The sequence below is a fragment of the Streptococcus orisasini genome, from assembly GCF_001431045.1.
Taxonomy (GTDB): domain Bacteria; phylum Bacillota; class Bacilli; order Lactobacillales; family Streptococcaceae; genus Streptococcus; species Streptococcus orisasini.
Genome location: NZ_BCLE01000029.1, coordinates 22484 through 36115 on the forward strand (window position 1 = coordinate 22484; position 13632 = coordinate 36115).

Here is a 13632-nt window from a genome sequence, read left to right on the forward strand (position 1 = left end):
TCATACTCGTTTTTTATTATACAAGATTTTAAGTGACTTGGCTATGCTTTTCCCCAATTTAGGGCAAATTCTTTATCTGTTTCAAGCTGCTTAACTAGATCATCAATGCCGTTAAACTTGACCATTTCACGAATTTTATCCAGCCATAAAATTTCAATTGTTTCCCCGTAGATATCTCCGTCAAAATCAAAGATATTGGCTTCTAAGCGCAGCTCTGTTCCGCCAAAGGTAACATTTTTGCCGATACTGGTCATTGAACGGTAACGCTTCCCGCTCACTATGACATCCGCTACATAAACACCATCCGCTGGTAAATAGGTCCGATCAATAGGTGCTAGGTTGGCTGTCGGAAAACCAATCGTTCGTCCTCTGGCATCACCGTGTACAACAATTCCCCGTGTTGAAAATTCATAGCCTAAAAGATGGTTAACCTGAGCCACATCTCCTTGGCTGATTAGCTGACGGACTCTGGTTGAGCTGATTTTTTCATCTTGGTACTGAACTTCAGGAATCGTGATAACCTGTCCTGAAAAATGCTGCTCAAGATAAGCTGAGTCCGTTTTGTCATGACCAAATTTATAATCAAAACCAACTACAATAGCTTTGGCTTTAAGTGTCTGAATGTAGTTAGTAATGAAGTCATCTGAACTGATTTTTGCAAAAGCTGAGGTAAAATCAGTCAGATAAAGATTATCAACGCCATATTCTTCAAACTTGGCATAGCGCTTTTCCGGATAATTAATATGATTGAGTAATTCTGGACTAAAGCGGGAGAAGGCTAGCTGAGGAGATTCGGAAAAAGTAAGAACCGTAATTTTCAGTTTTTTCTTTTTAGCTATCTTTTGAGCTGCCGCAAAAAGTTTTTGATGTCCCTTGTGAAGAGCATCAAAATAACCCAAAACCAAAACCGATGCTTCCTGGCAATCGATTTCCTCATGGCTGCGGATTTTAAAAATATTCATGCTATATCATCTTTCTAAAAACATATTTTAAAGAAAAACTTTTTTAGGTTGATAAAAAGCTCCTCGTTTTTCCAAAACAGCAACGAGCCTGCCTTCATAAAAAGCGGCCAGCAAATTATCCTTCTGAGACAGTTCGATTCGTCTGCCGAAAGAAATTTCTGTAGCTGCTTCCTTGCTTAGTTCAGTTCGAGGCAAAGACAAAATTCCATATTCAAGAGGCAAAAGGAAGGAGAAATCATCTGCAGCTGCTTTTTCAGCAATCTCATTCAAGGTTAGGGCATCACTCAGTTCTAAACCAGCTGAAGCTGTTCTTCTAAGAAAGGACATATGACTAGCATAACCGAGCCGAATCCCTAAATCAACAGCCAAAGTTCTAATATATGTCCCTTTGCTGCAGGAAACTTTAAAATCAAAGGAACAGCAGCCATCTTTAAAAATCAGAGGACTCGTGCGCTTGTATTCATAAACACTTACTTGGCGCTTGGGGCGCTCAACGGTTTCTCCGGCACGCGCGTATTCATAAAGTTTACGGCCATTAACCTTAACTGCCGAATACATGGGGGCAAGCTGTTCAATGGAACCAAGAAAGCTTGCCATAGCCTTGTCAACTTCTGCTTCTGATAGACTAACATCAACCGGTGTTCTATCAACAATGTCACCACTGGCATCTTCGGTTGTCGTTGAAAAACCAAGAGTTACCTGTCCTTCATAAACTTTGCCGGACTCTGTCATATATTCCAAAACACGGGTTGCTTTACCTAAAGCAACTGGCAGTACTCCCACAACATCAGGATCCAAGGTGCCTCCGTGGCCAATCTTTTTTTCCTTCAGAATCTTTCGCAGTTTAAAAACTGCATCGTGCGATGTCATTCCGGCTTCTTTTTTGAGATTAATAATTCCTGAAATCATAATTTTAATTATAGCATAGATTCCCAAGGGATGGACAAAAGAAAAGCGAGAGTGAGTCAAAAATCAGTAGGGAGCGGGAAAGGCAGCCATGATTGCTGCATCATCACCCGCAAAACGGTGTAATCTCACAGAATAATGCGTTTCAAGAGCTTGGGAATAAAATCATCGCTTGATTTTATTCTCTTCTGCCCTTTCACCGCAATAGCTTGATTCTTTCACCTATCTTTTAATTTTTAAACCTACAATTCATCTGTTAACGGCAAAGCAAGAGTCACCTTTAGACCTGGGTGATTATCCGAAAAGACAATCTCACCTTGATGAAGTTTTATGATTTGCTTAGTAATAACTGTTCCCATGCCATGTGACTCATAATTAGCTGATTTTTGATTCAGTTCTGCAATTTTCGAGGCTGTAATATTTCCCTTATCTGCAAAGACAAGAAATACCTTATTATCAAATAATTGATAGGTCAAATCAATCTGCTCAGAGCCGCTGTGCTTAATGCTGTTAAGCAAAAGATTTCGAAAAGCTCTCTCTAGCAAAGTTGCATTACCTCTTATCAGCACTGCGTCAGCAGGCAAGTCAAAATTAAGTCTGACTGTTTCATAATTATTAAGAATATCAGCAATTACTGTCCGCAAAACAGCTGCTAAATCAAGACTGACAAATTCAGAGTAATGTTTTTGGTTATCTAATAGATAACTTAGATTGAGGTTAGAAATGATTTCTTCCATGTTTTGAATCTGATTTTCAATCTGCTCCGTTTGTTTTCCTCTGCCATACTGCTGCTCCAATTGGCTGGTATAGCCTGAAACCAGCATAAGCGGATTGCGTAAATCATGACTGACTCCTCTAATCCACTGCTCCTTCATAATCTTGTTTTCTTCTAAAATACGGGAAGTCTTATTAAGAGCTGTCTTGATTTCGGAGAGATTGCCTTTTTCATTGAGAGTAATACTTAGGCCCTGTGACAAAGAAGCAACTGCAGAAACAATTGGCTCCATTTCTTTTTTAATGCGCAGCTTTGAGCGGCTAAACAGAACAAAAATATATATAAAAATGATAGCTAAAAAAACAAGCCCTAAATTAAGAAAGTCCTGAATAAATCGCGTATTAGCATAAACACTATATTTTACTAAAGAATGCTTTTTAGGATAGCCAATAACTAAAATCTGCTGACCACGTACATAGGAGAAAACAGGGTAATCTTCTAAATACCACCGTGAAAATTTCACCAAATCAGTGTTAGTATAATGCCTTTTGAGCTGTTTAGGCAAATGATAAGATTGGACAATATTGCCATCCTGATTCAGCACCATAGCCCAAGTCTTTTGCCTGTTCATCTCTTTTTGGCTGCTTTTATTAAAATTGAAAGGATCCTGTTGACTTGATTGCACGATTTTAGTGTAAATCAATTCAGGTTTTTCCTTTCCATAGTGACTAAGATAGATTGAAATAAACAAACCATAAACAAAAATCAATCCTATGAGCAAGGCAAAAGTTAACAAGACATACTTGGTCAATAGCTTGGTAAAAAATTTAACGGTATCCATTTAATTCACCTTTAGTTTGTAACCCAAACCTTTAACTGTTACTAAACTTTCTGGTTTAGAAGGGTTAGCTTCAATTTTCTGTCTAATCTTACGAATATGAGCCATTAGCGTATTTTCATACCCTTGATATTGCAAGCCCCATACCTTCTCCAAGAGTTGTTCAAAGGTAACAATACGATTTTTATTATCATATAGAACCTTAAGAATGCTGTATTCCTTAGCTGTCAGCTGAATTTCTAAATCTCCTTTAATAATCAGAGCTTGACTAAACTTCACCTGACAAGCAGGTAAAACAAGGGTATCCTCATTTTCAGGATAGGCTCTTTTTAAAATAGAAAGAATTCGCAGCTCCAGCTCTCTTGGCCGAAAAGGCTTGACAATATAATCATCCGCTCCTAGCTCAAATCCTTGATATTGTTTTTCAATATCAGAAATTGCTGACAAAAACAAGACAGGAATTGTTGAAGTTTTACGGATGCCTTTTAGAACTTCAAAACCCGACCCTTCAGATAACATGATATCTAAAACGGCTAAGTCAAAGGATTTTTCTTCAAATTGTGCTAAAGCTTCTTTTTGCGACTGCACACTTGTCAAATTACGAAAACCTGCAATAGTCAAAGCTTCTTGTACCATTTCTAAAATTTCTGGATTGTCATCTAAAATTAAGATTTTTTTCTCTTTATAATTCATACTGTTACCTCAACAAAATTAGTATAACACATCGCTTCCTTGCTCAGAGATTTCAAAGCAAAAATTAAGGGAGAATTAAGGTAAGGAGCAGGTTAAGATAAAGAAACTTCACTATAATGAAAGCATCAAAAAGACAAAGACATCGTCTTAAACAATTTAAAGGAGAAGCAAAATGAACAATTATATCATTGAAACCGAGCAATTAAGTAAGGATTTTTCAGGTGAACTAGCTGTTAATCAGCTATCTATTCATGTCAGAAAAAATGAAATTTACGGTTTCCTAGGACCCAATGGTGCTGGTAAGAGTACTGTCATGAAAATGCTCTTGGGCTTGCTGCAGCCAACACACGGCTCCATTAAACTTTTTAACAAAAATTTTAAGAGCAATCAAAATGCATTGCTTTCAAATGTGGGTTCCCTCATTGAAGAACCTTCTTATTATGCCAATCTGACCGGCTACGAAAATTTGCAAATCATTCAGCGTTTACTTAAACTCCCCAAGGAAAATATTGACAAGGTTTTGAAGATTGTCAAACTTTACGATCAAAAGGATAAGCTGGTTAAAAATTACTCACTGGGTATGAAACAGCGTCTGGGAATTGCCTTGGCCATTGTCAAATTTCCCAAACTTCTAATTCTAGATGAACCAACTAATGGACTGGATCCTGCTGGTATTCAGGAAATTCGCGAATTGATTAAATCTTTGCCCCAAAAATATGATATGACAGTCATTATTTCCAGCCATATTCTGTCAGAGATTGAACAGATGGCAACAACTGTCGGTATTATCAATAAAGGAAAACTGCTTTTTGAAGGCCGTTTAGCTGATCTTGAAGAAGATGAAAAATATCTTTTTGAAACAAATGATGATGCAAGAGCTAAAAAAATGCTAATATCTAAAGGTTTTATTCTTGATGATGAAAAGGAATTGATTATCAATGATAAACGTAAGGCTAATATAGCTTTTGCTATCAGACTCTTGGTTAAAAATGATATTGATATTTACCAAGTTCGCATGGTTCGCAAATCATTGGAAGATGTCTTCCTTGATATGACAGGTCGCAAAGGAGGTGTCTCATAATGCTCAATCTACGATTAGAATTTACCAAATTAAAAAGACGATCTTTCTTGCTGTCCTTGGTTGTCATTATTATCGTAGGATTGGTCTGGAGTGGTGTTGTTATCAATTATGAACTGGTTAAAACGCATAGAAGCTATAATGCCATCTATGATATGGCCTACATGAACGACCTCATCCTACCGCTTTTTATTTCAGTTTTAGCTTCTAGGTTACTTGAACTGGAACACTTAGGCAAAACTTTTAAACTGCTGCAAACCAGCAACGAAAGTCCTTGGCAGCTTTTTAAGGCAAAGCTAACTTTGATGGCCATTTTTGCCTTTGTGGTCAGTTTGTTACAAACCATTTTTTTGAAATTTATCATTCAAGCTGCACAAATCAATGTAAGTTCTCTTCAATTAACTTTTTCTTTGCTGACAACTTTTTTAGTCTGTATTTTCTTATCCTGCCTCCATCTTTGCTTAGCCTTTATCTATCAAAAGCCAAGTGTGACGGTAGTGACAGGCTTAATTGGTGCTTTCTTATCATTTGTCGGTATTAGCGCCTTGCCCTTGCCTATTCGTTTCTTTGTCCCTTGGCAATACTTCTCTATGATGGGAATGGCTAAGCGGATAACAGGTGCTCACACATATCTTTTTCAATACGACAATAACTATCCCTTTAAATTAGTTGCTCTGCTGCTTATCATTCTTTTAGCTGTCTTTATCAGTAAAAGACTTATCAGAAAGGCAGATTTATTATGATGACATTTGAATTTAAGAAAATCAAAAAAAGTGCGATTCCGATAATACTCATCTTTTTCAACCTTGTTGGAACCTTATTGGGAACAATGATTTTTGCTCTTAATCGCAAGTTCCTTGTTGATGGGACGGAAGCTCTTATTCTTTGGGGACAAACAGTCTTCTATGCATCACAGATTTTCACTCCTATTTTGATTGGAATCATCTGCTCTACCTCTTGTCAATTTGAGGAAGCTAATAAGAACTGGCAGCGCCTCTTGACTATTCCCATCAAACCCAGCCGCATTATTTTATCAAAAATCGCTAGTTTATCTATCGTTACGGCCATCAGTCAATTATTGCTGCTTTTCTTCTACATTCTTAGTGCTGTCGTTTTGAAAGTACCCTTTATCAGTTCTCTGCCAAACTTTTTAATCTGGTCTATCACAGGCTGGTTAGGAAGTGTTACCATCGTTACTAGCCAAGTTTTTATCAGTGTTCGTCTGAAAAACTTTGCAGTACCAATCCTTATCTCAGCTATCTTAGCAATGACAGGTCTCATGACCCTTTTTATCGGAGAAAGTCTGTTTGCTGTCTTTCCCTATACCCAAATTGTAGTAGGTCTTCGCACTCGTGCTTTGGCAGCCTTTACCCTGCCGGAATTTATTCTATTCTTAACATGTAATATAGGCTATGTTTGTTTATTTTATGGACTAGCAGTTAGAGAGCTTAAAAAGAGGTTCATCTGATTAGCATTTCACAATAATAATTATTGGAGATCCATATGTAGCAACATAGGTCCTTAAAATGTCCAGCATAAAACAAAAATGAGAAAAATCCCTTAATACAAGGTCTTTTCTCACTTTTTCATTTGTGACTTTAGTCTGGATATGAGATAAACAAACTGGTATAATTACTTCAATTTTTTCAAATAATATTCAAGAGAGCTCTCATCCAGACCTCCTGCAATATTTTCTAAAAGGCTGCCATCACTATTGATAAAGATATGGGTTGGAACAGAGCGAACTCCATATGCCTGTGCAAAATTATCCTGATAATCGTAAAGAATTGGGTAGGTAATTCCTTCATCTTCAGCCTTGGATAAGATAGTGCTCTCATCCTCATCAATGGGATCGTTGTTTTCATATTTAGAATCATTTGGTGATGTTACCGATAAGAAAATAAAATCTTTTTTATTTTTATAAGTTTGATAGACTTTTTCTAAACCTGGAATTTCCCGCATGCAAGGTCCACACCAAGTTGCCCAAACATTAATATAAACCTTTTTTCCCTTATAATCATCTAAACTAACCGTTTTCCCTTTGTCATCCTTCAATTTAAAACTAGGAGCTGGGTTTTTAACTGTTTTTTCAGTTTGATGTTTCTGACTAGTTTTTTCTGATGATGAAGATGACTTTGTTTGATTATTAGAACATGCTCCCAAAAGCATTGTAGCAAGCACTAGAGGTAAAATAATTTTTTTCATTATTATCTCCTTTTAAGTTAATAAACGAGCTAATCTAGCAAATGAACCGGTTAAAATAGATATTCCAATCAGAATAAGAAGAATTCCTGATATAAGCTTAGTATACTTTAAAAATCGTTTTTGCTTTTTAAAAATAGTCAATATCTTCTGTGAAAAGACTGCTATTAAGGCAAAAGGAATAACAAATCCTAAACAGTAGATCAAAATCAGCAGAACACTGTAAAGGCCTTGATGCGTACTGGCATATAAGAAGACACTGGCCAAAATCGGACCAATACAAGGTGTCCAAGAAAAACTAAAGGTAAATCCCATTAAAAAAGCAATTAAGGGAGTTACTCTCTGACCTGTTTGATAGACCTTATTTTTAACTGAAAATTCTCTGGTAAAAAAGCGCGATTTAATAAGTCCAATCTGGATCAATCCCATTATAAAAATTAAAATCCCACCCAAATTTTTAAGAAAATGGATATGACTTTGAAAAAAACGACTAATAAGACTGCTGGCAAAAGCTAAAATAAAAAAGGTTACTGCTATACCAGAAATAAACAAGAAAGTATTCGTAAAGACTTTTTGTCTATTCCAAACCATTTCTCCAGATTGCTGCTCCTCTCCCTGACCAGCCAAAATACCAATGTAGACTGGTAAGATAGGTAAAACACAAGGGGAGAAAAACGATAGAAGGCCTTCAACAAACAATGTCAAAATCGTAATATTTTGAAGATTCATATGCTATCCATTCTATAAATTAATAGAACAAAGACAAGGATTGGATAGAGTCCTTTTATCCTGTCATAGGCTGTTATTCTTATTTTTTCATTATATCAAAAAATCTCTCTTAAACTTTAAAGAGAGATTACAAATTAAAACCATTTTATATAAAATAACGACACTGTTCAAAAACTTGTCTTCTTTAAATTTTATCAAGTGCCAAGCGTAAATCTTCAATCAAATCATTGGCATTTTCCAAACCAATAGAAACACGAATCTGTTCAGGCTCAATACCACAGGCACGTAAGTCTTCTTCAGTCATTTGACCATGGGTAGTCGTCGCTGGATGGACAACTAATGATTTAGCATCAGCTACATTAGCCAAATCAGAGAAGATTTCAAGGCTGTCAATGACCTTGCGGGCAGCCTCTGCTCCTCCGGCCACATTGAAGGTAAAGATAGAGCTGGCGCCCTTAGGCAGGTATTTTTGGGCCAAATCATGATAAGGACTCGATGGTAGGCTGGCATAGTTAACCTTGGTAACTTTAGGATGATTTTCTAGATACTGCGCAACCTTTTTAGCATTTTCCACATGACGCTCAACACGAAGTGACAAGGTTTCCAGACCTTGCAGCAAGAGAAAAGCATTGAAAGGAGAGATACAAGCGCCAGTATCGCGCAGCAATTGCGTACGCACTGCTGTTACAAAGGCTGCTTTTCCGATATCACGAGTATAGCTGATGTCATGATAAGAAGGATCTGGTTCTACAAACTGCGGAAATTTACCTGATTTTTCCCAATCAAAATTCCCGGAATCAACAATGACGCCGCCAATAGATGTTCCGTGTCCGCCGATAAATTTAGTCGCTGAGTGAACTGCAATATCAACACCGTAAGAAAAAACATTGATTAAATAAGGTGTTCCAAAGGTATTGTCAATGACCAGCGGAATATTATGGCGATGGGCAATCTCAGCAAGCTTTTCAAGGTCAGCAACATTTCCCAGAGGATTCCCCAAGGTTTCAGCAATGATAAACTTGGTATTATCTTGAATAGCTTCTTCTATTTGGATGAAATCATCCACATCAACAAAGCTAGTTGTAACTCCATAACGTGGCAAGGTTTCTTTGAGTAGATTAAAGGTTCCGCCGTAAACAGTTGTCGCTGAAATAATATGATCTCCTGCATGTGCTAAAGCCAAGGCTGTATAAGTGATGGCAGCCATTCCTGAAGCAGTCGCCAGCGCGCCAACACCACCTTCAAGAGCAGCCATTCGCTCTTCAAAAACAGCTGTTGTCGGATTGGTAATCCGTGTATAAATGTTGCCTGGTGTACGAAGGGCAAAAGAATCTTCAGCATCTTGGGCATCATTAAAAACATAAGATGTTGTCTGATAGATTGGCACTGCTCGTGATTTTGTCGTAGGATCAACTGTCTGTCCGGCATGCAATTGTAGGGTTTCAAAAGAAAATTCTCGAGTCATGGAAGCTCTCCTTTTACTATTAATTAGTTCCATTCTACTCCATTATTTGCCAAATGACCATTTCCTATTACTTATCTTGGCTTATAGTTTTAAACTATAGGAGGACTTTTATGAAATTCTTTGAATGAAGCAAATAAGCAGGCTAAAGAGCTGTGATTGTCGGAACATCACAACTCTTTAACCTGCTTGTTTTACTATTCTTTTTTATCAAGCGGCGCAACACTGGCCAGCAATTTTTTTAGGCCAACTTCTGGGAACTTAATTTTAAGCTCTTGATTTTTTCCGCTGCCTGAAACTTCTAAGACTGTACCATCTCCCCATTTTTTATGATGGGCAATATCACCGATCTGCCAATCAATTTGGTCTGCTTGATTTCCTAGAGCACTAGGATAAGAAGGCTGAGGTCTTTGAGGCTGCGAAGCAGCTTTTCGAGCCTGCAAAGCCTGAGCTAGACTCATTCCCTGACCAAATTTGACAGGCCTGTCATCAGCATAACTGACTTTAAAGGAGCTTGCTGCAGGGCGTGCCAAGCCTTGATGTGCCAATAAATCTTCTGAAATTTCCTGAATGAAGCGGCTTTCACGATTGTAGCTGGTACGCCCGTAAAGTGTACGAGAATTAGCATTAGTGATAAAAAGCATTTGCTCGGCCCGTGTGATACCAACATAGGCTAGACGGCGCTCTTCTTCCAGCTCACTTTCTTCTTCAAGGGCGCGTGACAGAGGAAAAACACCTTCTTCAAGCCCAATGAGAAAGACTACTGGAAATTCCAAACCTTTAGCGGCATGCAGAGTCATCAAGGTTACCTCAGATGCTTCGGTATCACCTTCATCAGTATCAGCAATCAAAGCCAAATCATTCAGAAAGCGACTTAATTTTTCAAGGCCTGTTTCATTTTCAGGAATATCATCAGTTGTCTCATCGAAATTTTTGGTAACGGAAAGAAATTCTTCAATGTTTTCAATCCGTGCCTGGCTTTCCAAAGTCTTTTGGATTTCTAAGGCCTCAAGATAACCGGACTTGTCAAGAACTTCTTCAACGACTTCTGTAATACTGCAGTGATCTAGTTTAGATCGCAAATCCATAATAATACGAGCCAATTCATAGACAGCTTGTACAGCCTTACCCTTAATAGAAGAGAGCATGATATTTTCTGAAGCCTCTAGCAGGCTCATATTCTGCAAGTTGGCAAAGGTACGGATTTTTTCCAAAGTACCAGGCCCAACACCGCGCTTAGGTTCATTGACAATACGTTCAAAAGAGATATTGTCAGCCGTGTTAGCAATGACATTCAAATAAGCAATAACATCACGAATTTCCTTGCGGCTGTAGAATTTGGTACCGCCAACCATGGTATAAGGAATGTTAGATTTGAGCAGAGCTTCTTCAATGGTACGAGATTGGGCATTTGTACGGTAAAGGACAGCAAAATCTTTGAAGTTCTTACCCATTTCACGGATAACATTATCAATAGTCGTAGCAACAAAAACAGCCTCATCTCGTTCATCATCTGCCCGATAATAAACAATCTGTTCTCCATCATCATTTTGTGTCCAGAGCTTCTTATCACGGCGATTACGGTTATGTTTGATGACATCATTAGCCGCCTGCAGAATTTTTTTCGTCGAGCGGTAATTTTCTTCCAAGAGTACAACTTTGGCTTCAGGATAATCCTTCTCAAAATCAAGAATATTTTGCATATCAGCACCGCGCCAGCCATAGATAGACTGATCTGCATCGCCGACCACGCAGATGTTTTTAAAGCGCGAAGCTAAGAGTTTAACCAACTGATATTGGGCATGGTTGGTATCTTGGTATTCATCCACATGGATGTACTGATAACGTTGCTGATAGTAGGCCAATACATCAGGATTTTTATCGAAGAGTCGCAGGGTCAGCATGATTAAATCATCAAAATCCATGGCTTCACTGCGGCGCAATTCTTCCTGATAAGCCTTATAACATTTGGCCACAATTTGGGTGTACACATCCCCCACCTTGTTTTCATAAGCTATTTCGTCAAGCAAATCATTTTTGGCGTTGGAAATGGTGCCTAAAATCGCCCGCTCATTCCACTTTTTGGGATCAAGGTTAAGAGTCTTCATAATCCGCTTCATGAGCGTACGCTGCTCTCCAGGATCTACAATGGTAAAATTGCGGTTATAGCCGATATGATCTGCATCGCGGCGCAAAATTCGCACACACATGGAGTGAAAGGTCGCAATCAAAGTGTCACTGGTCGCCGGATTCAGCAGCATAGCCCGTTCTCGCATCTCACGCGCTGCTTTATTGGTAAAGGTAATAGCTAAGATATTCCAAGGATTAACAAATTTCTCATCAATTAAATAGGCAATGCGGTGAGTCAAGACACGAGTCTTTCCCGAACCAGCACCTGCCATAATCAGCAGTGGTCCTTCTGTTGTTTTAACGGCCTCTGCCTGCTTATCATTCATTCCATTTAATAAAGGATTCATTATACTTAAGCAAGAGTCAGTTTTTGAGCTTTCCTGTAGCCACAGTCCTATGCAAGCAAGGTCATGCGCCTTTTTGCACAAGCAGCAAAATCTGACTTTTGTTGTCCATTCCTTTCTTTACTATAATCGTGCCTGTCTATTGTACCATTTTTAAAGCTAAAAAGAAAAAGAGAGTTGCCCCTCTTTCTAAAAATTAAATACATCATTTAGGTTTTCAGCCATTGTCGGATGGGTGAAAATTTGATTTTTAAGATAGGTATATGGAATCTTATTGTCCATGGCCATCTTAATCAGATTAATATTTTCCTGAGAAGCTTGGCCAAAAAGAGTTGCTCCGAGAATTTCCTTAGTTTCTGAATGAACAACCACCTTATAGAGACCGCGCAGGTCATTGTTGACATGGGCGCGCGGCATATTGGCAACAGGCAACTCCTTGCTCTGATAAGGCAGACCTGCAGCCTGAGCTTCTTTTTCAGTCAAACCAACCTGAGACAAAGGTGGATTAATAAAGACGGTATTAGGTACATTGCGGCGCTCTTTTAAGCTGTAATGGCCCTTGCCAGTCAATTTGCCAAATACAATTCGGAAATCATCCAACGAGGTGTAGGTAAATTGAAGTCCCCCGTGAACATCGCCTACTGCATAAACATTTTTGACACTCGTCTCACAGAAATCATCCACTTGAATAGCTCCGCGCTCAGTTAATTGGATATCAGTATTTTCAAGTCCTAAGTCCTCTACATTAGGTTTTCGTCCTGTAGCATAAAGGAGTGCGTCAAATTCATAAGTTTGGTCGCTTGTCTTAACAAGCACCGCATCGCCTTGGTTGCTCACCTTTTCCACTTGAGCAGCTAAAACAAAACGAACCCCGTCTTCTTCCAAATAGGATTTCGCCAGCTGCGCCACTGCTTCATCAGCACGTCCCAGAATCATCGGTGAATTTTCAAGTACAGTTACCTGACTGCCTAAATTGGCATAGAGACTAGCAAATTCTAAACCAATATTGCCGCCGCCAATAATCCCCAGACGCTCAGGCTGACTCTCCAACTGCTGAATGCCTGTGCTGTCATAGACATGGCGGCTTTCTGCCAAGCCTTCAATAGGCAGGTGGTTAGAAACGGCACCTGTATTGATGACAATGACGTCAGCGCTCAACTGCTCACGCTCATCACCGACAGAGATTTCCACCACTTTATTTGAAATAAATTTGGCCTTGGCTGTATAGAGATCTACTCCCGCGCCTGTAAGCGCAGCTTGATTTTTTTGGCGCAGGCGTGCTGTGACTGTATCTTTCAGCGCCATGGCTTGAGCGAAAGATAGGTTTTCCTCAGCTGCATGAATCAAAGTTTTTGTCGGAATACAGGCAACATTGATGCAGGTTCCGCCATACATCTGTGCATCCTTTTCTACCAGTGCTACCTTCTTGCCTAAGCCACTCATTTTAGCTGCCAGAGTTTTTCCAGCCTTGCCAAAACCAATAACTAATAAATCATATGTTTTCATTTTTTTCTCCTTTTTATCTAATGATATTATTTTACCAAGTTGCAAGGAGATTGTCTGAAATCTGCTA

At 38.7% G+C, this 13632-nt stretch carries 12 protein-coding genes; 3 read left to right on the plus strand and 9 right to left on the minus strand.

Features of this window, described 5'->3' with window-relative positions:
* Positions 1-41: 41 nt before the first annotated feature.
* The 4 genes from SCSH_RS05400 to SCSH_RS05415 form a co-directional block, all read right to left on the minus strand.
* On the minus strand, positions 42-962 hold the full coding sequence (locus SCSH_RS05400) for a bifunctional riboflavin kinase/FAD synthetase (protein ID WP_057490874.1): 921 nt from the start codon (positions 960-962) through the stop codon (positions 42-44).
* A gap of 27 nt (positions 963-989) precedes the next feature.
* A complete protein-coding gene (gene truB / locus SCSH_RS05405) occupies positions 990-1871 on the minus strand; it encodes a tRNA pseudouridine(55) synthase TruB (protein WP_057490875.1) in 882 nt (293 codons plus the stop codon).
* 239 nt (positions 1872-2110) lie between these two features.
* Entirely contained in the window at positions 2111-3424 is a 1314-nt protein-coding gene (locus tag SCSH_RS05410; protein WP_057490876.1) for a sensor histidine kinase, read from the minus strand.
* Positions 3425-4114: a response regulator transcription factor gene (locus SCSH_RS05415; protein ID WP_057490877.1), complete on the minus strand. Its 690-nt coding sequence runs from the start codon at positions 4112-4114 to the stop codon at positions 3425-3427.
* 172 nt (positions 4115-4286) lie between these two features.
* Here SCSH_RS05415 and SCSH_RS05420 point away from each other — a divergent pair, with 172 nt between their 5' ends.
* The 3 genes from SCSH_RS05420 to SCSH_RS05430 are packed head-to-tail and all read left to right on the plus strand — an operon-like array spanning position 4287 to position 6660.
* Positions 4287-5195: an ABC transporter ATP-binding protein gene (locus SCSH_RS05420; protein ID WP_057490878.1), complete on the plus strand. Its 909-nt coding sequence runs from the start codon at positions 4287-4289 to the stop codon at positions 5193-5195.
* On the plus strand, positions 5195-5935 hold the full coding sequence (locus tag SCSH_RS05425; RefSeq protein WP_057490879.1) for an ABC transporter permease: 741 nt from the start codon (positions 5195-5197) through the stop codon (positions 5933-5935). Before SCSH_RS05420 ends, SCSH_RS05425 begins: the two co-directional genes overlap by 1 nt.
* Positions 5932-6660, plus strand: coding sequence for an ABC transporter permease (locus SCSH_RS05430; RefSeq protein WP_057490880.1), 729 nt, complete (start codon positions 5932-5934; stop codon positions 6658-6660). The genes SCSH_RS05425 and SCSH_RS05430 overlap by 4 nt, the downstream gene beginning before the upstream one ends.
* Positions 6661-6824: 164 nt before the next feature.
* Here SCSH_RS05430 and SCSH_RS05435 read toward each other — a convergent pair whose 3' ends face one another.
* From SCSH_RS05435 to SCSH_RS05455, 5 genes are all read right to left on the minus strand, one after another.
* Positions 6825-7397, minus strand: a complete 573-nt coding sequence (locus SCSH_RS05435) for a TlpA family protein disulfide reductase (protein WP_057490881.1) — start codon at positions 7395-7397, stop codon at positions 6825-6827.
* 12 nt (positions 7398-7409) lie between these two features.
* Entirely contained in the window at positions 7410-8123 is a 714-nt protein-coding gene (locus tag SCSH_RS05440; RefSeq protein ID WP_057490882.1) for a cytochrome c biogenesis CcdA family protein, read from the minus strand.
* 184 nt (positions 8124-8307) lie between these two features.
* The gene (locus tag SCSH_RS05445; RefSeq protein WP_057490883.1) at positions 8308-9588 is read right to left on the minus strand and encodes an O-acetylhomoserine aminocarboxypropyltransferase/cysteine synthase family protein; all 1281 of its coding nucleotides are present in this window, start codon (positions 9586-9588) and stop codon (positions 8308-8310) included.
* 194 nt (positions 9589-9782) lie between these two features.
* On the minus strand, positions 9783-12062 hold the full coding sequence (pcrA, locus tag SCSH_RS05450) for a DNA helicase PcrA (protein ID WP_057490884.1): 2280 nt from the start codon (positions 12060-12062) through the stop codon (positions 9783-9785).
* Positions 12063-12248: 186 nt separating this feature from the next.
* The gene (locus SCSH_RS05455) at positions 12249-13565 is read right to left on the minus strand and encodes an FAD-containing oxidoreductase (RefSeq protein ID WP_057490885.1); all 1317 of its coding nucleotides are present in this window, start codon (positions 13563-13565) and stop codon (positions 12249-12251) included.
* Between the last annotated feature and the right edge of the window lie 67 nt (positions 13566-13632).